Source organism: Pseudogracilibacillus auburnensis, assembly GCF_003201975.1.
Classification (GTDB): Bacteria; Bacillota; Bacilli; order Bacillales; family Amphibacillaceae; genus Pseudogracilibacillus; species Pseudogracilibacillus auburnensis.
Genome location: NZ_QJJQ01000002.1, coordinates 214,723 through 237,326, shown reverse-complemented (window position 1 = coordinate 237,326; position 22,604 = coordinate 214,723). Strand labels below are relative to the sequence as shown.

The window sequence follows — 22,604 nt, the reverse complement described above, 5'->3', positions numbered from 1 at the left end:
CAATGCTTACTCTCTTTTAATCTGAATTCCTAAATCGTCTTAAAAAGGATTGGAGACGCTTGTTTTCCGAATGCTCAATCACTTCACTAGCTGTCCCGCTTTCGGCAATAACGCCGTCATCTAGAAAAAGAACACGATCCGCCACTTCAAGCGCAAAATCCATCTCATGTGTGACGAGAACCATAGCAGTTTCCCCAGTTTCGGCAATATTACGGATTACTTCGAGCACTTCACCAACGAGCTCAGGATCAAGTGCAGATGTAACTTCATCAAACAGCATAATCTTAGGTTTCATTACTAGTGCCCTTGCCATGGCGACCCGCTGCTTTTGCCCACCTGATAATTGACTAGGGTATTTATCCATATGCTCCTCTAATCCTACTCTCTTTAGCATTTCTTCTGAATGTTGTTTCGCTTCATCTTTACTCTCCTTCTTTACATGAATAGGACCGACCATACAATTATCTAAAATGGTCATATGCGGGAATAGGTTAAAATGCTGAAACACCATTCCAATATCACCTCGTACTTGCCTGAGATGTTTTTCATTAGCGGGAACCATTTTACCCGCTCGTTCCATCTTCCACAAGTTCGCATCATTCACATAAATATCACCAGAAGTAGGCTCTTCTAACGTCATTAACATACGAATAATAGTCGTTTTTCCAGATCCTGATGGACCGATAATACAAATTTTTTCAGATGGAGCAATATTTAAATCAATTCCTTTTAATACATCAAACTCTCCAAAAGATTTATGTACATCTTTAAACTGAACAATTGGTTCTACCATCATAAAACCTCCTTCACATTGATATAGAGCCAGTTGATGATTTTTTATCAAAACGGCGATTCATTTTTTTCTCTAATTTATTAATTAAAAGAGAAGAAGGATAGCTGAGCAGTAAAAATAATAAAGCAACAATCGTTAATGGCTCTAGATATCTAAAATGAGCTGCACCATAATTGTTTGCCAACGCTAAAATTCCTAGTACTCCGACTGTGGAGGCAAGTGGAACTTCTTTAAATAAAATAATAAAATAATTCCCTAACATCGGAATTGTCGGTGGAACTGCTTGTGGCAAAATGATTTTCAGCCATTTTTGGCGTGTAGTAAGATTTAAGGCGGTTGATGCTTCCCACTGTCCTTTATCAACAGATTCAATACCTGACCGATATACTTCGCCAATATATGTACTCGTATGGATACCAAGACCGATTACTGCACATGTAAAAGGAGAAAGGGAAACACCTACAACTGGAACCATCGGCCAACCAAAATAAAGGAAAAATAATTGAACAAGGGGCGGAGTTGATCGAATAAACTCCATTGTCCAAGTAACAATCCAATTAATGATCTTTGATGGAATTCTCCTTAAAAAGACCCATACAAAGCCAAAAAGGAGTGCAAATAGATAGCAGATGATTGTTAAGGAAATTGTTATTGTTAACCCTTTAGTAACGAGGGGGAGTGCATCAAAAAATACTTCCCATTTCCAGTTCATGAACTAGCAACTCCTTTCTTTGAAACAGTCTCCATTTTTCGTGCAAGAAAGATGAAAGGTAAGGCAATAATAAAGTAAAAAATAAGCACTAAAATATAAACAGTAGGGGCCATGGATAGATTGGAAGATCTAATTAAGTTACCATGGTATAAAATATCGTGCATACCAATGAGTGAAACGAGTGATGTTGCTTTTAACATTTGGATTAAATAATTCCCAAACTCGGGTAACATCATGCGAAATGCTTGGGGGAAAATAACGAGGCGCATCCGTTGAAATCTAGTCATATTTAAAGCTACAGATGCCTCTGTTTGTCCTTTGTCCACTGCAACGATCGACCCTCTAACAATCTCTGACATATAAGCACCATAGTTTAGAGAAATAGCTAATACACCAGCAACAAGATTACTACCAACATTAAACCCAAATAACATAGGCAAAGCATAATATAACCAAAAAAGTTGGACAATTAAGGAAGTTCCCCGAAACACTTCTACATAAAAACCAGTGAATGTTCGGATAATCCAAAACCTAGATAAACGACATAATCCTGCAACAATAGCGATAAAATAACCTAAAATTGCCGACAAAATGAGGACAATTACTGTAATTTGAATTCCTTTTAGTAATACTGGGAATACTTCTGCTATTGCACTAATAGTAATCCCTCCTTTAGAAGAATAGAAAAATGATTAAATATTAGTTGATATGATAACGTTTTCAAAAAAGGGTCAGCTCATTTCAAGAGAAAAGAACTTGACCCTTCGCTTATTAGAGCTTATTCATACACTTCACCTGAACAAACCATTTCAGTCGTAATATCACTTTCAACAGCATTGCTTGTCGCACTAAAATAATTTGCTTCTAGAAGTTCACCGTATAAATCGGATTCTTTTAATTCTGCCAACTTTTCGTTATACGCTTCACGAAGTTCATTATCATCTAGACGAAATGCCGCTGCACCATAACTTGGTACACCTTCAATATTAGGTTGTTCAAAATCCTCTACAAACTCCAATTTATCTGAATCTAAACTCTCCAAAGCCATTTTTATCGTCATTTCTGTTCCTGTTGTCGCTTGAGCACGCCCAGATTCAACAGCAGAAAATGTCGCCGGAATATCTGGAGCATTTTGAATTTGATTAGGGTCGACACCTTCTATTTGAACGAATTCAATTTCCGTAGCACCTGACATAATGGCAACGGTTACATCTGGGTTATCAGCAATATCCTTATAGCTGTGTAAATTTAATGGGTTACCAGTTTCAACGATTAATCCTTCTCCATATTTTACTTCTGGTTCTCCAAATGCGACGTTTTCACAACGTTCAGCATTGATAGCCATAGAAGCAGTAATAATATCGTACTTTTTCGCTTCAAGTCCAGGGATTAATTGACCAAAATCTGCTAAATGACCTTCCACATTTTCAATTCCCAATTCATTTAACACAGCAGTTGCTACATCAACAGCAACCCCTTTTAATTCTCCATCCTCTTCATATGCATAAGGTTTTTCATTTGCGAAACCAACAACAACGGTTCCATCTTCTTGTAACTGGGTAAGTCGATCTGAGCTGTCACTATCTTCACCGTTGCCACTACTCGCACTGTCGCCACAAGCTGATAATGCAAATACAAAAGCAATAAAAAGTGCAAGAACTACTAACCATTTTCTCATTCTCATATGACCTCCCTAATTTTTTTTACAATTTACAGCTACTAAATGAATAAAGAAATTTAGTAAAAGTAAAATGGTTATTTACATAGTATAGGTAAATTTTTTTCTGTTCAACTACGAAAAAGCATAATATAGTACGAAAAAAGCTTAATTTCCCCCTTTAACAAAAGAATAGTTAGGATTTCCTAAAAATATATTCAGTATATACTGTTATCCTCTATATTACTGAACTATTAATGGAAAATAAAGCATAATTTAAATTTTCATACAATTAAAAAACTATTATACTACAAATTGTATGAAGGATTAGTGAGAAAAGGGTATTCTATTTTTCCTTGAGTGTATGGTTAAATAAAGTTGGATTAATAGTTTACGGTTCAAAAATTATTCATTGTTTTAGTTAGACATGTACAATAGCCAAAACCTGTACAGATGCGGAATTTATATACTTATTACGTAATATTTAACTGAAAGTGATTAGAAAACTTGGCTTAATTCCAACCCCCTTGCGAGAATGAACGTTGCACTTAAACAGTTAAGAAGGTAGTATTTTTACCTACTAAAAGGGAAGTATGGAATTTGTTATCCTAAAAATTTTAGTATATGATCGTTTAATCCAATTCTACTTTTTAATAAGTCTACAAGTTCTCCATAAGGGTTTGTTTACTTGTCATCTAAACATAGTAAGCAATTTCGACAATCTCTTCTAAAATATGAGCATGACAAACATTATCATGTTGTGGTATAATTCTTAATAATCTAAAAATTTCAATAGCATTTTTACATCTATTAATTGTAAGGAGAGGGGGAACAGAGAATGTCTACGAATCAGTTAGAAGATAAACAAGATCAGGGATCACAAATCCTTGTTCACAAAGAAGTTCCAGCTCGTAAGGAAATGATCCATTATGGACTTGGTTTTTTTGGTATTATTTTAGTTTGGACAATGGTTGGATCATTCTTAACATTTTATTACACGGATATTGTAGGGATATCTGCAGGAGTCGTCGGGACACTTATGCTCATTGTACGTGTGTTCGATGGGATAACAGACTTGGGAATGGGAACAGTTGTTGATCGAACGAAATCGAAACATGGAAAAGCACGTCCGTGGGTTCTTTGGATGGCTATCCCTTTTGGTGTTACCTCTGTCTTACTTTTTGCTGTCCCTGATGTGAGTATGACGTATAAAATTGTATACGCTTACATATCCTATATAGCCCTAATTATATGTTATACAGCTATTTCTATCCCTTATAAAACGTTGTTAGGATTAATGACACAAGATCAACAAGGACGTTCACTTATTAATATTTACACTGGTGTTTTTACCATGCTTGCTACGCTTTCGGTTATGATCCTTACAGAACCTATAGCAAGTGCAATTGGAGGAAGCATTGGTTGGACTGTCGTTGCCGGCATATTAGGATTAACCACTGTCGCTACAAGCAACATTGCTTTTCGATCCACAAAGGAACGGATTCAGAAGAAACCTTCATTAGAGAAGAAGGAAAAGACTGCATTTAAAATAGAATTCAAGGCACTTATTACAAATAAATATTGGATCATTATTTCTCTATATTGTGTCATCTCGTATATATTTCAAGCATTGCTTTCTAGTGCGGGTCTCTATTACGCAACATATGTATTTAGTAATACAAGTTTATTTTCTCTTTTTGCTCTAGCCTTATTCGTACCTACTATTGTTAGTTTCTTTTTTATTGCCCGACTAGTTAACAAGTTTGGTAAACGTAATGTCGCTCTTGTTGCAGTTATTATCGGAGTTGTTGGAGGCTTGGTTAAGCTGATTGACCCAACAAACGTAACTATTTATATCATTGGAAGTATTATTCAAGGATTTGGCTTAATTCCAACGATTACAGTACTTTATGCGATGATTAACGATACCGCGGAGTTTACCGAATGGAAATTAGGTATTCGTATCGAAGGATTAATCAATAGTGGTGCAAGTTTTGGTATGAAGCTTGGAGCAGGGATTGGCGGTGCAATCATTGGATGGCTGTTAGCATTCGGTGGTTATGCTGCAGGTATTCCAGAGCAAACTGCTTCAGCTACACAAATGATTTATGCTCTTAATATTCATATTCCGTTGCTACTTGGAATAGGGCAAGTAATTCTCCTTTGGATGTACAGATTAGATCATCACTATACAACTATTGTGCAAGATATTCATGACCGGAAAAAGTAAACGAAAAGCAAAATAAATAACTCGTGCCAAGCTCACTTTGGTATGAACCTCCCGAAAAAAGCGGAAGAAGTGACCTGCGTCGATCTCCCTCGGGTATGAACTCCCGGCAAAAGCGGAAGAAGTGACCTGCGTCGATCTCCCTCGGGTATGAACTCCCGGCAAAAGCGGAAGAAGTGACCTGCGTCGATCTCCCTCGGGTATGAACTCCCGGCAAAAGCGGAAGAAGTGACCTGCGTCGATCTCCCTCGGGTATGAACTCCCGGCAAAAGCGGAAGAAGTGACCTGCGTCGATCTCCCTCGGGTATGAACTATCGGAAAAGCGGAAGAAGTGACCTGCATTCTGCTCTATCAGGCGAGTATCCCTCAAAAAAGCATCAAAAGTAACCAATGCCATTTTCTGCTAGTGGATTTTTAAATTACATCAGGTTTATAACATGATTTGACCAAGCCTCGAATACTTATGAAGAAAGAAGTATTTTTGTAGGAGGAAAAATAATGTTACAAGCCTTATTAGAACTTATCACTACAGAACAAAAGGCAGAAGCAATGCTAGAAAATCCGATTATTGAAGTCATCTTCATGGCTTTGTTTATCCTCTTTTTGGTGACACTTTTCACACATTTAGCATTGTTTTTCAAGATTAGAAGAACACGTAATTATATCAAAGAAACAAATCGTTTTGATATCGAGCCACTTCAAACATTTAAGCGAGAATTTGATGACCGCCAAACAGATGAAGCGATGAAAGTAGAAACATTCGTTCAAGAAAAAATATCAAGCTGGCGTATTTTTCAACTCCCTGTCATAAGTGCAATCAAATTAGTACAAATGACGATATCCGTCTTTATTTTGCTCGGTGTGCTTGGGACATTTATTGGACTGACGATCTCCCTTGGAAGCATCAATGCAAGTAGTGAACAGCTAGTGGAAAATGTTGCTGGTGTGCTTTCTGGTATTGACGTTGCATTTTATACGAGCATTATCGGGATGGGCTTTTCCCTCATCATGACCGTTCTCGTTCGGATCTTCAATACAGAATATATGCTTACCGATTTAATGTTACGATTAGAATCTCATTTAGAAGGCGAAGAGCAACATGGAATGAACCGGATGATTGGAGTATCTGAAAAGATCCATGAGGGGATTATCCATTTACAACAGACGAATGAAGGAATTGTTGATGCGTTTCACGGCTTTAAAGACTATACTTCAGGGCTCCAGCAATCAGCGAAAGATTTAGCAGCATTTAATGATGGGCTCTCTGAAAATTTAGAAACATTTCAAGAGCTTTTTCAGCAAATGAAAGTAATTACAGATGGATTTAGTGAAGGGACGACCCAATTAAATAAAAATTTCGCTTCCTTATTTACTTATTTTAAACAAGCAGAACGAAAAAACGAACGAATCGCACATGTTTTTGAACATACGTATGAAAAAATCCAAGATGTTTCTCAAGCGCAAATAAATAGTTTAGAACAGTTTGATACATCTGTTTCTGATCTAAAAAGTTTTACTTCTTCCTTATTAGATGAACAAAAAGATGTTCACGATGCACTCGATGGGATATCGAATAAAACAGAAGACTTAGTGAACATAATGGGACAGCATGAACGGCAATTAAGAGATATTTTTGGCGACGATTTACAAATAAAACTCTCGAATATGACGAATCACTTAGGTGAACTGACAACGAGCTTGAACAAAATCGGCAGTTCGATCACAACATTGCCTGAAGCATTAGATATCATTAACAAAACACAAACAGAATATAAAAGTTTATTAGGTGATCGTTTCCGCGAATTAAAGCAATTTAATGAATCGTTTAACGAGCATTTGAAAAGTCATGCAACAGACTCAGCAAACTTTGAAAAAAATATGCACGATGCAACAACAAGTTTTGAACAGATGGCAACAAAAAATAATGAACTAATGAATGAAATAAATCGGACAGTAACACAAGTGAATCAAACATTTATCCAAAGAGACCAGCAACTTGAAACAAATGTGGCGATGCTAAAGGAAACATTATCTAATTATGTCTCAAGCCTTGAAGGCACCCTGGGACAAAAACTAGATACCGTCATCCGCAACATCGAAAATTCTATGTATGTCACAAGTGACGGATTGAAACGAGAAATAACAGAAATGCGACGTCTATCAGAAGAAACCAATCAAAATCATGCACGTCAAGTTCAGCAATTATTGCAAGAGTTAAATCGTGAAACCCAGACACTGAATAGGCATGTAGAATCGATTGGACAACAAGCAGCAAGTAAACGAACAGGGTTGGATCAAAATGAATACTAAATATCAAAAACTATTTAAAGGAGAAGAAGAGGAAGGGCGTTTTTGGCCATCTTTTACGGACTTGCTGACAACTATTTTACTCTGTTTTATGTTAATTTTTATCATCATGATGGTCATCAAATCCCTTCAAATCGAAGAAATGAAGAGGACACTTGACCAAATTATGGGGGTGCGTGCTGAACTTGTCAAAGAGTTACATACAGAATTTACCGATTCAGCTTACGGAATTGAAGTCGATGAAAAAACAGGGGCCATTATTTTTGATACAGAAATTTTATTTGCTTATGACGATGCGGCACTAAAAAAGCAGTCATATACTTTTTTAGATGAATTCGTACCGAGATATTTAGATGTACTACTCGAAAGTGGTTATGAAGATTATATTGCTGAAATTATTATCGAAGGGCATACGGACAGGGATGGGGATTATTTATACAATCTTGAACTCGCTCAAGATAGAGCATATAGTGTCGCATCATATATAATGAGCAATGAATTTCCGTACAAACATATTCAAGCCGAACTTGAAGAAAAATTAACCGTCAACAGCAAATCATTTACTGACTTTCGAACGGATGAGGACGGAAATTACAGCGCTGACGCATCACGTAGAGTTGAATTTAAATTTCGTCTAAAAGATGAAGAAATTTTAAATAAAACGAGGGAGTTGTTGGGAGAGTAGTAAAGTATGCTGTATGGAATATAAACGGAGAGTTAATAGAAAAAGATGGTGTAATGGATAAGGCGGGATGATAGGTTTTTCAATGATTTATACATTTATCTTTTATAGATCCTTTTCATTTTTTTTATTACTAGTATAAACGATTGAGATTTTGGGGGAAGTTGTAAATTAATGGGGGCCTTACTTCAAAGTATGGTCTTTTTTTCTTGTATATGAATAGTTGATGAACAATAAAAGGAGTTCTACCAATAGAGATTCGCCATATAACCCGGAAGAAGCGCCATAAAACCCCCGAGATTCGCCGTATAATCCGGAAGAAGCGCCAGAAAACCCCGGAGATTCGCCATATACCCCGGAAGAAGCGCCATAAAACCCCCGAGATTCGCCATATACCCCGGAAGAAGCGCCATAAAACCCTCGAGATCCGCCATATAACCCGGAAGAAGCGCCATAAAACCTCTGAGATTCGCCATATACTCGGGAAGAAGCGCCATAAAACCACTGAGATTCGCCATAAACTATAGATCTGTTATAAGACAAGGATAAATATGAAGTTCTACAAGTACAAAAAATTTATCTATCATTTGGAGATTGCAAATGGTGGTTTTTTTAAAAGGTGGTAAAAATGAAAACTAGGAGGGGAGAATTGAAAAGCCTTCTTAATGGGGAATAGAAGGCAGATCATAATTAAGCGGTAAATGTCGCTTTCACACGTTTAGATTTAATAAAATAAATGATCCAAATAATGCTCATTCCTAAATTGAGTAAATCAATATTATATCCATTCGCTAAATATACTAAGTTCCAAGCCGAATTTAATAGAAAGAAAACAATCATTAATATCGGCAAAATTTTCTTACGCTTGATCCAAGTATAGAATACGATTAATAAAAAAGGAACAAATAATAAATCAGTATAATAGATAAATAAGTCAAAACCTTCAAGCTGAGATGGTTTCTGAAAAGTAACCATAATAATCGATCCGATAAATGTTAACACAGTCGCAATCGCAGGAATAATTAACCACCCAGAAATAATAGCATATGGATGATTTGTTTCGAAAACTGGCTCATTATTTGTTGTATTCTTACTCATTTACTAACTCTCCTTTTTAGTATTACTGCTGCCACACACATATAATCGTATTCTACTAAAATTCCACAAGAGAAGCAAAACAGATGATGAAAAAATAATTTGTCATCAAGCATTATTTGCTTGCATTTTTACCATTTGTTATCAAATCATCTTGGTATAGACTTATAATGGTATTCAATATTAATGGAAATATTAGAAAGTTCTAACGAGAGTTTCTAGATGTAAAATTTACTGTTACAGAATTTATGCAAGCTGCCGGTATAAGAAGTAACAGATATCACCAACAATTTGAACAAATTGCAGATGAATTAACAAGAAAGAGAATTAAAAATTTAATGTTTCTACTCTAAGTCTTCTTTTACCAATCTTGGCGTATTGCTTAATTAGTTCAAATAATCTTATAGTGTAGGGGCTTCTCATATTACCAATATAGTTGAACTCATATTTTGTATAACCATTTTTAAGTTCAAAAATGAGTTCTTTAATATGTATGTTAAAAGAGAGATAGATTACATCATTCTTATATCTAAGAGCGGATAGCCAAGGAAACCATCCTATTTCTTCATTATTTTTTATTTGAGCGATTTGATTGATAAAATAAATGAATCGAGGGAAAAACAATGAAAAATCTACCTAGTAGCCAGACATCTAAATAACCAAGAATACAAGGTTTTACTAGAAACATATGCAATCCATACCCAGTAGCACGGGATTGGAACAGCGTAAAAACTACACTTTAACGGACATTGTGAAGGTTGAGCGGAACAAAGAAGAAAATTGCTTGAATGTGCATTATGCTAATGTTGACTGGTGGCACTTGGTATTAAAAAGGAGCCGAGTATGAAAAATTGAATAAATACAGTGTTACCAATACGACAAAAGAACAACGAGCGGAATTTGTTGCTAATGCTGAAGCCATTAACTCATTGGGCGCTGCCCCTTTAACAAAAGAAAATCGCGATTTACGTCCGTTTATAGTACTAGTCACTTTATGATCTCGTGTGTGCTATTATTTGGGGTGAATTCAAAGGCAGAGCCCATGTTTGTCATACTTCATCTATTTGTTGCCACTAAAATACAGGCGGAAGAAGTTTACATTAATTTAAAACAAACTAACCTGAAAACAAAGGCTTTATTTTTCCCCTTCCTTTGACTTCCACTTTGTGTAAAGTACATAAATAACGTTTCCAATAGTCACTAATATTGCTCCAGTTAAAAAACCAAGTATCGGATATATATCAGAACCAAATATTAAGAGCAAAATAGTTGCCAGAACAAATCCTCCCCAACCCCCTATAGTAAAACGCCACGGATGTTCTTTATTAAATAGCATAATGATTTACCCTCCTTTCGATGTGAAAAATGACATTTTATTTGAAAAGCCCACCATTTCGATTGTTTTTGAACTTTTTTACATCATAACAAACCACAAAAAAATTGCAAGTTATTTTTATGATATGTCAGAATACTATGATAGTTTGCAAATTATTGAATTTAATGATAGATTTACATTACAGAAGCTAAACATTGTTTAAAATAGAGGGGGGATATTAGTTCATTTTTTAACTGGTGTCAAAGGTTTCAATCAGGTAAATATATAATATAAGGAGTGTAAAAAATGAAGAAAAGATTTTTAAAACCTATTGTTTTAGGATTAATCGTAATGTTGATATTCAACATTACCCCATCCGCATTTGCAAATCAGACAGAGCATGGACTCTCTGAAACAATGAATAATTTAAGCAAAACGGAACAACAGGACATAACAAATCATCTTGAAGCACTCGAATTGAAAACAGCCGATACTAGCGAAGAGTTATCTAAGGAAAACAAACAGATTGCCAAGAAGTCATTAGAAAGCTTTGAGAAGAATCTTATTTACGCAGGTATTAATAATGGTGAAAAGAATATAATATTAGGTACGGATAATGAGGACACGTTTGTAGCCATTACTGATGAAATAATTGAAGTAGTGGAGCGGATTGGCGAATATGACTTCTTGATTAATGGAGAAGAACATCACATTGAAGTTACTATAAGTGATAGTTCAGACGACAGTGAAACAGCTTTGACGTTTAATAATGAAACTATCGAATCTGGTGAAGTCGGGATAATGAGCAGTTGGAAACTGCAATCAACTAAATGGGTTAATGTCAATGCACAAAGAAACTTTCACACCTATACGGCGAGTGCATTAGGCGGTATTATAGGAACGATCCTCGGTGGGGTTATAGGTGGAGCTTTTGGTAGTATGGTGGGAAGTTTAGCCGTTGGAATGGCATACAATTATGCTGCATCGTCACAATATCCAACTAATGTAGGTAGATCTCATTTATACATGTACACAAGAGGTAAATCTCCTTTGGTTGATCGTAAGACAGTATCATATGACTATGCGGTTTATAATGGTAAAAATGTATATTTAGGTAAAGCAGAAAGAATTAAACGTGGTTGCGTTGGATGTGGCGTATAAATCATAAAGAAAAAGCCATCAGATTCTGCATAACGGGAATAACAGCACACTAACAAGATAGTAACAGTATAAATAGCATATGCACTTGATGACAGCTTTTCTGGTACTACTCCAACTAGGCGCTCATTTGCCTAAAGGCTTAGAGGTTGCCGTTAAGGCAACCTCTTTCGTCATCAAGCAAAGGGAAAATTAAAGGCTTAAATTTGTAAACTTTTTAGTATGTATTCTTTATTTTGGCCCCAAATTTTTTCTATTTGTTTTCCAGTACTTTCAAATTTTTCTTCCAATACTTTTTCAATATATGCTTTTGGGTACGTAATATTTCTTCCATTTACCTCTTCCAACACCTCACTGAGTAAATTAATTCCGAATTTTTCCCATCTGTTTATGTCTTCTGTTTTTATATTATAATTATAATTATCTAACAAAAGCTCTTATTTTACTAGCAGCATATCGTAATATTTTATGTTCAGTAGCTGAAGATCGCTATCATATATTGCTTCAGCAAATGTTAGGAGTCGGAGATAAGTATAAACAGTATGGTCAATTTAAACTAAGAGTGCTGCAACAAGCAAAAAAAGAATTAGACAAAAAAGAAAGTTTAACTTTTTCTTTTGATGAAATAAATAAGGCAGAAAAGTTGTTGAAATTATATTAAACATAAGGGTAAATAACCCAAAAATAGTTGGGGGAAAGACAGGAAATTTATATTTAAAAGAAGCGGATGGGATGATAAAAATAAGTAAATTATCTTTAATTAATATGCAAATTTTTAATACGGAAGCCTCTATACGTGAGTTAAATGGAACGCTATATGAACAAAGAATGAACCTTGATCGTTTGGAGAAAACATATATCGATTTACAACGTAGCCAAACAGAATTTCAACAATATAAAAATTTTTGTACCACACCGAGATTATCTAATCATACTTGGCATGGACGTTTAGCAAGGGATTTTGAATCATTTCAGGAATCAGAAATCGAAGTTAGCTACCAGTCTATTTCAAAGAAACAACTAGATTCGATCTTACAACAATTGAAAAATGAAATTCAGTCTATCAAACAATCAATCACATCAATAGAAGGAAATATTTCTTTCCGAGAGTCAAAATTATCTGGTTTAAGGGATCAAAGACGAAAGGAGTTAATGGCGTAAGTGAGTACAGAAATTAAAGTAATCGAAGCTGATGTGGAGAACGTTTTGAATGATCTAAAAAATTCGATTCAATCGATGGAGACAAGTTTTTCAACTACCATTCAAGGAAAATGCAAACTTGAAATGGTCGATAAGTGTAACCAACTTAATGATGCATTTACAAATGTTTTAGAAATGTATCAAACGTTGCTATTAAATAGTGAAGAAAAAACGAGAAAATCTGTTGATGTTTTAAAAGAAACGGAAGAAAATATCGCCACGGAAATCCAATCATTAAAATAGTTCACGTTATGCTAGGAGGTATAAATGAAAACCTTAGATGTACATGCATTGGATAAAGGGATTGATGGGACAAAAAAAATATACAAGCTTGCAATGAACAAGTTGAAACAATACAAAAAGCTATAGAAGGAGTTATTTCACTCGAAAGTTCCTTTAAAGGCAAAGCTGCTGAATCGATCCGAATGTTTTATGCAACTTGTCACAAACCTTTCTTACTTTATATGACAGAAGTCTTGCAGGATTATAAGAAAACCTTAGTGGAGATGCAAGAAGCAATTCATTCATATGAGCCAGAATCAGACGGTTTCATTGAACAAAACTTTTTAGAATCAGACATTGAGCAAAAGTTAAATAAGTTGGTAGACGTAACGCAAGGAATTACCGATGAAGTGAACAAAAAAATATATGAAGTGCAAGATATTGTTTCCTTGCCGAAATTGAATGAAATTGAGTTAATCCAAAAAGTACAGGAGGCAAAGAAAAAGACTAAGACAACGATAGAAAATTTACATGAATTGGATCATGCTCAGTCAAATGCATTGGATCGCATGTTGTGTAAGACTGAAAAGATGAAAAACTATGTAGAAGAAATCGGAAGTATGCTTCATAATGGAGATATAACGGTTCTTGATTTTAATCCGAATCAACTTCGGGACAGTGGTGCCTTCAATGAATTAGTTGGAAAGGTCAATCCTGTAGAAGATGGCTTTATAAAATTTGTAAATATCCTTTCTACCATTGAACCACTTATTTTTTTCTTACATCCAGACAAAATGCTTCCAGTGCTGTACAGGAATCATCCTGTCACTGCCTCTGATCTTGACAAATTAAAAGAAACGAAGGAATATCAAGATTTATCTGAAGAAAATAAACTTACTAAAGAAGAAGATGCACTTCGTAAATACTTACATAATTTGGAGCCGAATTCTGGAGGGAATCCATTTGCGGGTTATGAAAATCCTGATTATGGTCCAATCACATATCAAGATCGAAGAAAAGTAATGGGAGGCAATTCTCCATATGCTGGAACGATGGAAGGGCTACCCTTAATAGGGAATGTGTTATATGGGGAGGTTATATTGTATATCACGTTATTAGCCCGATTGATGAGATTATCACATTATCTGATTCAGATTCAACCGTAGCTGAAAAAGTTATTGCAGGTATCTTTTTATTTCCAAATCCGTTTAAGTTAGGAAAACCATTATATAAATCATTGAATGATGTTGGGGGTGGGTTGAATAAGTTAGGTAAGGGTACAGATAATGGTTATAAATATTGGAATAAAACCACCCAATTTAAAAACGTGAAAGTTTACCAAAGAGATGATATTATTAATCCAAATATGAAAGACGCACGTGGGAGAACTAATCTTGAGAGAATGAAGAAGGGATTAGCTCCACTTGGTTCAGATGGAAAGTCTATAAACCTTCATCACATGACACAAAGAAATGAAAGTTCGATAGCTGAGGTTACTCAGACGTTTCATAAAGATAATAGTTCTGTAATTCACATCAATCCTAATACTATACCTTCTGGCATAAATAGGTCTGAATTTAATAAATGGAGAACCGAATACTGGAAAAATAGAGCCAATGACTTCTAATGTGAAAATGGGGGATGAAAATGAGTAAAGATACTTATCAAAAAGCAAAGGAAATAATTTTGAATGAAGAAGAGATTGCTGATTTTGTGGGTGGTCATCCAGATGGATTAATAAGTTTGGCAGAAGAAAAGTTAGGATTAAAGTTTACTGGTTTATATTTAGATTATTTACAGACATTTGGAGCAGGTAATTTCGGAGCCCAAGAGATTTACGGGATTATTAATGCCGATTTTGAAAATTCATCAGTTCCGGACGCTATATGGTCCACTTTAACAGAACGAAAAGAAATTAATCTACCTGTTAACCTTCTAGTTATATATGATACTGGGAGTGACGAACTATTTTGTTTAGACTTTAATCAATCAGATGATAATGGGGAACCGAATGTAGTATCTTTTGTGCCTGGAGTTGACTTGGAAAATCAAACCTATGAAATAATTGCTAATGATTTTGGTGATTTTTTATTAGATTTGGTTAAGCAAGAAATATAGAATTTGAAAAAACCTTGATTGGCTAAATGCCTTTCAAGGTTTATTTTATGGTGGGATTACCTAGTGCCGAATAAAGCTATTTTTATTTTCGGATAAAGTTAACCCACGTAAGCCCTTATAATATTTTGACGAATAGTAAAGTACTTAAAACAACTGTAAATTGTATGTCCTATTTAATGTAGCTGTAGCTTATTAAAAATAATCACATAATCATTAATTACCATAATTGCTATTCTTCAAAGCCATATTTTTGCTTCCTCCCATCCTTTTAAATATTTTCGCCACTTATACTATCTTCAACTTCTACGTTCAACAAGATTAATCCCAATTCCCATGGCAATAACTCCAATGAGAGCCATCAATACAAGTGGTTGTATGATATCTTGCCAAGTAGCATCATACATGACAACATCTAAGATAGCATCCATTGCATGAGAAAGTGGGAAAAGGTCTCCGACAAATGTCAAGATGGGATTGGTAATTGTTCCAGGCATCATATAAGCCCCACTGACTAATGGAATCATTGGGATGACGGATGGATAAATCGCATAAAAATGTTCAGGTTTCCTCAAAAGCCCCGTTAATAATGTGGCAACACTCACCATACTGAAAGTGAAAAAAGCGATAATGACAACTAGTAGATCCAAACGATTCCCAAGGTCATAGTTTAAAATATATTTAAAGACGAGTAGAACGATGAACGTTTGAACAAAGCCGATAAAGAAAGCATAAGAGATATAGCCTGTATACATACCAGTTTTTGAAACAGGTGATAAAATCATTCGATCCCATAAACCATACACTTTATCTTTCAAAACATTGTTGACTCTAAATCCGATAATAAACATCGCTACTAACAAGGTGAACGCGAACATTAATTGGGTTCCCATATTATAACTGGAAAGTTCATTACCATTAATAGAGGTAACGTCCATTTTCAGGACTGGACTATCCAATTTTTCTTCCATTTCTATTCTCAATGCAGTTGGATCATTCGAGTTTGAAGTGGCTGCTTCGATGAATGCTTCTTTTTCAAAAACTTTTCTTACATGTTGATCCATGTATTGGATGGTCGGTAAATTGGATGACGTAATCAGTTGATAATCATGCTCCAATAATTTAACTGCCAGATCTGATCGCCCCTGTTGGACATCCTCTCTTGCTGTTTCAGAGTCAGTAATAACGAAACGAATATCGCCTTGTTCATTTAATAAGGGTTCCCATTTTTCCTCAATGGTTTGTGCGTTTTCTCCCTCACTAAAAATGGCTATTGTTGTCGGGGCTTTTGTTCCATCTGTAAAAAAGACCGTTGCCCCGACACTAGCGACAATAAATAAGATGATCAGCAGTGGGTTACGACGCTCTTTCGCTAACTGTGCTAAAAAAATTGGAATCATGAGAATTCCCCCCTTTTAGGATATAAGAAGATACTGAGGATGATCGTAATGAAAGTGATAACGAGTAAAACGATCATAGGTATCAATAGCATAGATACATCTTCAAATTGGAACCACTCAATTAATGTAGCAAGTGTCAGACCATTTGGGGTCCATTCGCCAATTTGTTGGAGCCAGTTCGGCAATATATAGATTGGTACAAAGCTGCCACCGATGATACCAAAAAGCATAATAATGATCATAAAAATACCATCAACAGCATCAGGATTTTTCAGTCGTAATGAGATCGATGTCAGAATCGATGACACTCCTGCAATAGCAAGGGAATACATCGACGCCACGACGATTAACCCAATCCAAAACGTAAAAGATCGATCTTCAAAAACACCTAAAATAAGATGTGAGCCAATAAAAACGAACATGATTTGTAGCCAGGAAAGGATAAAGGTTGCAACTGTTTTGCCGAATAAAAAGTGCAGTGCTGGTGTATTCGTTAAGGCGATTCGATTAAACGTATGCTCCCGTTTCTCAATCCCAGTTCGACTCGCGACTGTACTGGTCATAAACAATACAAACAAAGTACCCATCGAAAATGCAAAATATTGATTCATCGTAAAGGTAAAAGATTGATTGTCTTCCATGTTTTCCGTGCCACCTTCAGGCAGTTCGACGTGAGTGATATCTATGTCCTCACCTGATGTGGATAGAGCATAATGTAAGTTCATTTGATCTAAGAAATTTTGGATTACATCATAAACCATATCCACTTCAACTGCTGTTTCCTTTGCTAAAAAAGTTAACGAAGGTTCGGTTCCTTGATCGAGGTAGATGTTTGTTAATAATTGTGCTGTATAATTTTCTGGAATGACGAGCATGGCGTTCAAATCACCATTGTCAACACTTTGTTCTGCTTCACTTCTTGACATCGTTTGAACGGTAATCCAACTCTCTACATCAGGGCTAGTTAAAGAGTCGGTTAACAACTCCACGGGTGGTGCTGCTTGAACGTGTAATAGAAGTTCTTGTTTTAGTTCTTCAGGAATTTGTTGCGATTGGTTGACTAATGCCTCAAAATCTGTGATTGCTTCTTCTTGGTTATCTTCATTGACTACACCTAAAGATAATTCGTAATTCTCATTTAAATTTCCATCAAATAATCCGGACATCGCGACACTGAGAACGACAACTAATACAAGTGGTAAAAGGATCACAATGATAACTTCTTTACGGTCGCGCCAAAATAATAGTAAATCTTTCATTAAAAATGTCAGCATATAGGCTCCTCCTAATCTCTTAATGTCCGACCAGTTAAATGGAGGAAAATATCCTCAAGACTTGGATTTTCCATTTGGAAGTTGAGGATTTGAATGTTTTCTTTGTCTGCCAGTTTAACGAGATCACTAATAATATTTCTCGATTTTTTGGCGATGATTTTGATACCATCTCCTGTTTCCTCAACTTGACGAACAATGTCGATGTCTTGTATTGCTTGTAAAAAATCTTCGCTCATTTGATTGAGTTGAACTTTAATCGTATCTTCATTAGAAAGAATACTTAACAGTTCCGATTGGTTGCCAGAAGCGATCACTCTTCCATGATCCATAATGTAGACACGATGACAAAGTTGCTCGACTTCCTCCATATAATGACTTGTGTAAAGGACGGTTGTTCCACTTTGCTCGTTTAATTGGCGAACCATTTCTAAAATATAATTACGCGATTGTGGATCAATACCGACTGTTGGCTCATCAAGAATTAAAACTTTCGGATTGTGTAATAAAGCAGTCGCAATATTGACCCGACGTTTCATTCCACCTGAAAACGTTTTGATCATATCTTTTTGTCGATCTTTAAGACCAACCATTTCTAGTGTTTCTTGAATACGTGATTCCAGTTGATCTTTCGGCACCTGATAAATCCGTCCGAAAAATTTTAAATTTTCATAGGCAGATAGTTCTTGGTATAGGGCAATCTCTTGGGGGACGACACCGAGTACTTTTCTTAAATCACTCGGATCGTTGATCACACTCTTTCCATTTAATTTCACATCACCGGATGTTGGCTTCAATAAGGATGAAATCATCGAAATCGTCGTTGATTTTCCCGCTCCATTTGGTCCGAGTAATCCGACAGATTCTCCTTGATCTAAATACAGATTAACATCGTTGACAACCGTTTTATCTTTATACACTTTACTTAATTGAATGGTTTCAATCATACATGAAAACTCCTTTTGATTTGATGTATCTATAAGAATAAATGAAAAAAACTAGAGCCGATACTGACTCTAGTCATGAAGCAACAGAAAACAGTTACTTTCGTCATTTTATTTATAAAATAACTATTTTCCATGGACAGGACGTCCTAGCGTTGTCAATGTCAAACGCTTTTCGCTCGGCCCAACCAAAAGCATTGTCGTAACGTTTTTCCTACCAAGTCTTGTTGTGCATCGGAATCGTTGTCTTCATTCTATATCAACGAGACGGTGGCGAATGGCATAAATGGCTAATTGTGTTCGGTCACGTAATTCAAGCTTATTTAATATGTTACTCGTATTATTCTTAATCGTACCAACAGAAAGTCCGTGACGATTAGCAATTTCTTGATTGCTTAATCCTTCACCGATACATGTTAAAATCGCTCTTTCACGTGGGGTTAAACGCTCATCGACCTTTTTTGGTGGTGATTGTTGATGCAACAAAGTCGGCATCACTTTGGCTGCTACTTGATCTTCAATCGATAAGCCACCAGATAAAGCACTTTTGATAGAGCGAATGAGTGATGCTGTATCCCCGCTCTTAAGCAAATAGCCATTGACACCTAACTTGAGTGATTCTAACACATATTGATCATTGTCAAATGTAGTTAGCATCAATATTTTTACCGATGGCCATCGTTCCCGAATAATTTTCGCTGCTTCAATCCCATCCATCACAGGCATGCGAATATCTAAGATAACAATGTCATATATATGTTGTTCACAAAGTTTAATTGCTGCTTTACCATCATCTGCTTCGCCAGTTATTTTTATTTCTGGATCAGATTCAATCATCACTTTTAAGCCTTGGCGAACCATCATTTGGTCTTCAGCTAGAAGCACTCGAATCATGACGATCCCCCCGTTCTTTTAATCTTACCCATCCCCGTAAAATAAATTGTTTTTCATGACGTTGGGTTTCTAAACCGCCACCCAGCTTTTCCAATCGTTCCCGCATGGAAATAAGGCCATAACCTTCTTTGATATTGTGGGTATGTTTAACCGGATTCGTCATTTCAAACCGAAAAATGCTTCCTCCAGGTGCATCAAAGGTAATTTGGGCTTCTCTTGTTTTACTATGTTTCATCATATTCGTTAATCCTTCTTGAACGGCACGATATATCGTAAAAGATTGTTCACCAGTGAGTGGCGCGGCAAACGCTCCATGGTTAACGGAAAAATGAACGCGAATAAAGCTTTCTAGTTCTAATTTTCGTATAAGTCGCATCACCCCTTGTAATCCACCAACTTCTTTTTGTTTATATGTTTTCACTGCACGACGTGTTTCTTCCAAACTTTCATCCGCTAATTTTTTCAGACGATCAACATGCGGACTATCTTTCGTTTCTAATTGGATTCTGTATGCTTCTAATTGCATGATAAGGGAAGTTAGTTTATGTCCGACTGAATCATGAATTTCTTGCCCAATCATATGGCGTTCTTCTTGTCTCGCGCTTTCTTCGTCCCGGACTATCCTTCTTTTGAGCGTCCGGAATTCACTAGATAACTTCTCATACTGAGATAAAAGGTATTGATATCGTACATATCTACTTTTGTAAAAAATGAACCCTGCTAATACGATAATGATGAAAAAGATATTAAACAGGAAAGTCATGAGGGAAACAGAACCAAATATGAAGGTCACCATGATGGCTAAGAAACTGAGCAGGTGTACGATCACCATTTGTTTAACAGGTAACCGCTCTGTTGCTTCGGCCATAAGGAGTACGAAAATGAATAAAACGAACTGATTAACGTTATACGTTTCAATAGGGAAAAAAATGAAAGCTACGATGCCTATTTGTAAACAAAATGAAATGGTTAAATACTGTCTATTTTCTTTGAAAAGAGGTGTAATAAAAAACAAAGAAAAGAAAAATGCAACACCTAATAACCGCCATATATGCTGATCTAAATCCTCGAATAAAGGGAAGATGGAAGCCCCCCAAACGACTAAATAAAATGTTAACCATACGAAAAACGATTTCACACGTATCACCCGATCTCCCTATAAAAACTTACGACCAAAATCCTTAAAGGATTCATGATGAAGCCTATTTAAAATTATATTAGCATAAATAAATGAATAAGTGACAAAACATAAGCGAGAAAAGAATAAAAAAGTAAGCGGAAATAGAAAAAATGAATTCAGATTAACAGCAAATGGTTTGCAAAAGGATCTGCTTTTTACAAGGAGGAAGGAAATGATAGGGCAGGGGAGAGTGGGGAGATCGTGAAAAATCGTTTATTTATGTTCTACTTGTTTCGTCGTGTAATTGTACGAAAAAAGATACCGTTTATGAGTTCGGTTTTCGACTGAAACAAATCCTGCATTCATGACATTTATACGATTGATTAACGTTTCAAGATAACGAAGTCATGAAAAAAGATAATAGAGTGTTTTTTCTGAGGGAATTACTGATAAGGAAGATGAAGGGACTTCATTATTATACATTATCGCAAGGAGAAGTGGCTGAATATTATTCACAATTAGTTAATGTGGATAACTTTCAAGAGAGGTATACGGAGAAATGACATATCTTGCACAGGCAGAAGAAATATGAACAATCCGGACGGTCCTATGTTTTTCTTCACGTTTCTTTTGCCGTGCCCTTTGATGAAACTTCTAATAGAGGAACAAATATGATCATTGATTTACAAGGAGGATCAGGCAAAACCTGATATTTATTTAATAGATTTGGAGATCGAATATTAAATTGTAAATAAAATGTCATACTTTTATCACTATAAGTGCAAAAAAATGTAAATCAATCATATTTCCTCTTTGAATAGGATTGTTGCTCCTGTATAGTAACGGTAGAAGATACGCGCAACGCATATCTATAAAAAAAAAAAAAGGGGATAGTTTACATGATGAAACGTTTTTTAATTTTGATGCTTACTGCCATACTATTTGTTGGTTGTTCTTCACCAAAAGAGGAAACGGCGAATGATTCTGAAGGGAAAGAAGCGGAAGCGACAGAAGATGCGGAAGACACAGAAGAAGAAGGTGGAATTGAAGTTGAGAAAGGACTATTTAATGTAGAAATAACACTTCCAACTTCCTTATTTGGAGAAGAAGAGCTTGCGGAAATCGAGGCAGAAATGGGGGAAGAAGTTTCGGATATAACGCAAAATGATGACGGTTCTTATACGGTAAAGATGACCAAAAAAGAACATAAAGAATTGTTAGCGGAAATGAAAGACGACTTAACAAACATGATTACTGAGGTTGCAGAAGATGAAGAATTCGCCTCCATTCACGATATTACATACAATGATGACTTTACGAAGATAAATATGGTTGTCGATCAGGAAATGTTTGAAAATAGTTTTGATGGATTTGTCACACTCTCCTTAGGAGTGAGCAGTTTATTTTATCAAGTCTTCAATGGGAAAGACATTGAAAAAGAAAAAGTAACGATCTCGCTTGAAGATGCCGAAACGAAAGAAGTATTTAGCGA

The 22,604-nt window shown here is 35.7% G+C and carries 26 protein-coding genes; 12 read left to right on the top strand and 14 right to left on the bottom strand.

All coding sequences use genetic code 11. The features are described from left to right. Positions 1–16: 16 nt before the first annotated feature. From DFR56_RS04235 to ehuB, 4 genes are all read right to left on the bottom strand, one after another. Positions 17–793 (bottom strand): amino acid ABC transporter ATP-binding protein, encoded by a 777-nt coding sequence (locus DFR56_RS04235; protein ID WP_110394181.1) that lies wholly within the window; start codon positions 791–793, stop codon positions 17–19. A 13-nt stretch (positions 794–806) separates the two neighbouring features. Further along, positions 807–1,505, bottom strand: a complete 699-nt coding sequence (ehuD, locus tag DFR56_RS04230) for an ectoine/hydroxyectoine ABC transporter permease subunit EhuD (protein WP_110394180.1) — start codon at positions 1,503–1,505, stop codon at positions 807–809. After that, complete coding sequence (locus DFR56_RS04225; protein ID WP_170124492.1) at positions 1,502–2,164, bottom strand: amino acid ABC transporter permease; 663 nt, start codon at positions 2,162–2,164, stop codon at positions 1,502–1,504. The genes ehuD and DFR56_RS04225 overlap by 4 nt, the downstream gene beginning before the upstream one ends. A 119-nt stretch (positions 2,165–2,283) precedes the next feature. After that, positions 2,284–3,183 (bottom strand): ectoine/hydroxyectoine ABC transporter substrate-binding protein EhuB, encoded by a 900-nt coding sequence (gene ehuB, locus DFR56_RS04220; RefSeq protein ID WP_110394178.1) that lies wholly within the window; start codon positions 3,181–3,183, stop codon positions 2,284–2,286. Positions 3,184–4,000: 817 nt separating this feature from the next. Between ehuB and DFR56_RS04215 the strand changes: the two genes are divergently transcribed. The 3 genes from DFR56_RS04215 (at position 4,001) to DFR56_RS04205 (ending at position 8,381) form a co-directional block, all read left to right on the top strand. Beyond that, positions 4,001–5,392, top strand: coding sequence for an MFS transporter (locus DFR56_RS04215; RefSeq protein ID WP_110394177.1), 1,392 nt, complete (start codon positions 4,001–4,003; stop codon positions 5,390–5,392). Between the two features lie 495 nt (positions 5,393–5,887). Then, a complete protein-coding gene (locus DFR56_RS04210; RefSeq protein ID WP_110394176.1) occupies positions 5,888–7,699 on the top strand; it encodes a MotA/TolQ/ExbB proton channel family protein in 1,812 nt (603 codons plus the stop codon). Continuing rightward, positions 7,689–8,381 (top strand): OmpA family protein, encoded by a 693-nt coding sequence (locus tag DFR56_RS04205; RefSeq protein ID WP_110394175.1) that lies wholly within the window; start codon positions 7,689–7,691, stop codon positions 8,379–8,381. Before DFR56_RS04210 ends, DFR56_RS04205 begins: the two co-directional genes overlap by 11 nt. 242 nt (positions 8,382–8,623) lie before the next feature. Here DFR56_RS04205 and DFR56_RS04200 read toward each other — a convergent pair whose 3' ends face one another. From DFR56_RS04200 to DFR56_RS23945, 3 genes are all read right to left on the bottom strand, one after another. Next, complete coding sequence (locus tag DFR56_RS04200) at positions 8,624–8,896, bottom strand: carbon-nitrogen hydrolase family protein (RefSeq protein WP_146214247.1); 273 nt, start codon at positions 8,894–8,896, stop codon at positions 8,624–8,626. Positions 8,897–9,068: 172 nt separating this feature from the next. Next, on the bottom strand, positions 9,069–9,476 hold the full coding sequence (locus DFR56_RS04195) for a DUF2569 family protein (RefSeq protein WP_110394173.1): 408 nt from the start codon (positions 9,474–9,476) through the stop codon (positions 9,069–9,071). A gap of 324 nt (positions 9,477–9,800) precedes the next feature. After that, positions 9,801–10,097, bottom strand: coding sequence for a RepB family plasmid replication initiator protein (locus DFR56_RS23945; protein WP_110394172.1), 297 nt, complete (start codon positions 10,095–10,097; stop codon positions 9,801–9,803). 227 nt (positions 10,098–10,324) lie between these two features. Here DFR56_RS23945 and DFR56_RS22815 point away from each other — a divergent pair, with 227 nt between their 5' ends. Then, positions 10,325–10,471 (top strand): hypothetical protein, encoded by a 147-nt coding sequence (locus DFR56_RS22815; RefSeq protein WP_158525500.1) that lies wholly within the window; start codon positions 10,325–10,327, stop codon positions 10,469–10,471. Positions 10,472–10,608: 137 nt separating this feature from the next. Here DFR56_RS22815 and DFR56_RS04185 read toward each other — a convergent pair whose 3' ends face one another. Beyond that, entirely contained in the window at positions 10,609–10,809 is a 201-nt protein-coding gene (locus DFR56_RS04185) for a hypothetical protein (protein ID WP_110394171.1), read from the bottom strand. 285 nt (positions 10,810–11,094) lie between these two features. Here DFR56_RS04185 and DFR56_RS04175 point away from each other — a divergent pair, with 285 nt between their 5' ends. After that, positions 11,095–11,949, top strand: coding sequence for a hypothetical protein (locus DFR56_RS04175; RefSeq protein ID WP_110394169.1), 855 nt, complete (start codon positions 11,095–11,097; stop codon positions 11,947–11,949). Between the two features lie 197 nt (positions 11,950–12,146). Here DFR56_RS04175 and DFR56_RS04170 read toward each other — a convergent pair whose 3' ends face one another. After that, a complete protein-coding gene (locus DFR56_RS04170; RefSeq protein WP_110394168.1) occupies positions 12,147–12,377 on the bottom strand; it encodes a hypothetical protein in 231 nt (76 codons plus the stop codon). A 68-nt stretch (positions 12,378–12,445) separates the two neighbouring features. Between DFR56_RS04170 and DFR56_RS04165 the strand changes: the two genes are divergently transcribed. From DFR56_RS04165 to DFR56_RS04140, 6 genes are all read left to right on the top strand, one after another. Beyond that, positions 12,446–12,607, top strand: a complete 162-nt coding sequence (locus DFR56_RS04165) for a RepB family plasmid replication initiator protein (RefSeq protein WP_110394167.1) — start codon at positions 12,446–12,448, stop codon at positions 12,605–12,607. A gap of 71 nt (positions 12,608–12,678) precedes the next feature. After that, the gene (locus tag DFR56_RS04160) at positions 12,679–13,107 is read left to right on the top strand and encodes a YwqH-like family protein (protein ID WP_110394166.1); all 429 of its coding nucleotides are present in this window, start codon (positions 12,679–12,681) and stop codon (positions 13,105–13,107) included. Beyond that, positions 13,108–13,389 carry a YwqI/YxiC family protein gene (locus DFR56_RS04155; RefSeq protein WP_110394165.1) on the top strand — a complete coding sequence of 94 codons (282 nt, stop codon included), beginning with the start codon at positions 13,108–13,110 and terminating at the stop codon, positions 13,387–13,389. 80 nt (positions 13,390–13,469) lie between these two features. Beyond that, entirely contained in the window at positions 13,470–14,534 is a 1,065-nt protein-coding gene (locus DFR56_RS04150) for a T7SS effector LXG polymorphic toxin (protein WP_110394164.1), read from the top strand. A gap of 92 nt (positions 14,535–14,626) precedes the next feature. Then, a complete protein-coding gene (locus tag DFR56_RS04145) occupies positions 14,627–14,995 on the top strand; it encodes an HNH/ENDO VII family nuclease (RefSeq protein ID WP_211320607.1) in 369 nt (122 codons plus the stop codon). 20 nt (positions 14,996–15,015) lie between these two features. After that, positions 15,016–15,486, top strand: coding sequence for an SMI1/KNR4 family protein (locus DFR56_RS04140; protein WP_110394163.1), 471 nt, complete (start codon positions 15,016–15,018; stop codon positions 15,484–15,486). Positions 15,487–15,782: 296 nt separating this feature from the next. Here DFR56_RS04140 and DFR56_RS04135 read toward each other — a convergent pair whose 3' ends face one another. From DFR56_RS04135 to DFR56_RS04115, 5 genes are all read right to left on the bottom strand, one after another. Then, the gene (locus tag DFR56_RS04135; protein ID WP_110394162.1) at positions 15,783–16,883 is read right to left on the bottom strand and encodes an ABC transporter permease; all 1,101 of its coding nucleotides are present in this window, start codon (positions 16,881–16,883) and stop codon (positions 15,783–15,785) included. Then, positions 16,880–18,157 carry an ABC transporter permease gene (locus tag DFR56_RS04130; protein ID WP_110394161.1) on the bottom strand — a complete coding sequence of 426 codons (1,278 nt, stop codon included), beginning with the start codon at positions 18,155–18,157 and terminating at the stop codon, positions 16,880–16,882. The genes DFR56_RS04135 and DFR56_RS04130 overlap by 4 nt, the downstream gene beginning before the upstream one ends. Before the next feature lie 11 nt (positions 18,158–18,168). After that, complete coding sequence (locus tag DFR56_RS04125) at positions 18,169–19,101, bottom strand: ABC transporter ATP-binding protein (protein WP_110394160.1); 933 nt, start codon at positions 19,099–19,101, stop codon at positions 18,169–18,171. A 246-nt stretch (positions 19,102–19,347) separates the two neighbouring features. Continuing rightward, entirely contained in the window at positions 19,348–19,992 is a 645-nt protein-coding gene (locus DFR56_RS04120) for a response regulator (protein ID WP_110394159.1), read from the bottom strand. Continuing rightward, entirely contained in the window at positions 19,970–21,139 is a 1,170-nt protein-coding gene (locus DFR56_RS04115; RefSeq protein ID WP_244916425.1) for a sensor histidine kinase, read from the bottom strand. Before DFR56_RS04115 ends, DFR56_RS04120 begins: the two co-directional genes overlap by 23 nt. An 872-nt stretch (positions 21,140–22,011) precedes the next feature. Here DFR56_RS04115 and DFR56_RS04110 point away from each other — a divergent pair. Beyond that, positions 22,012–22,604 (top strand): hypothetical protein (locus tag DFR56_RS04110; protein WP_110394158.1); only part of this gene is annotated, 593 nt, incomplete at its 3' end.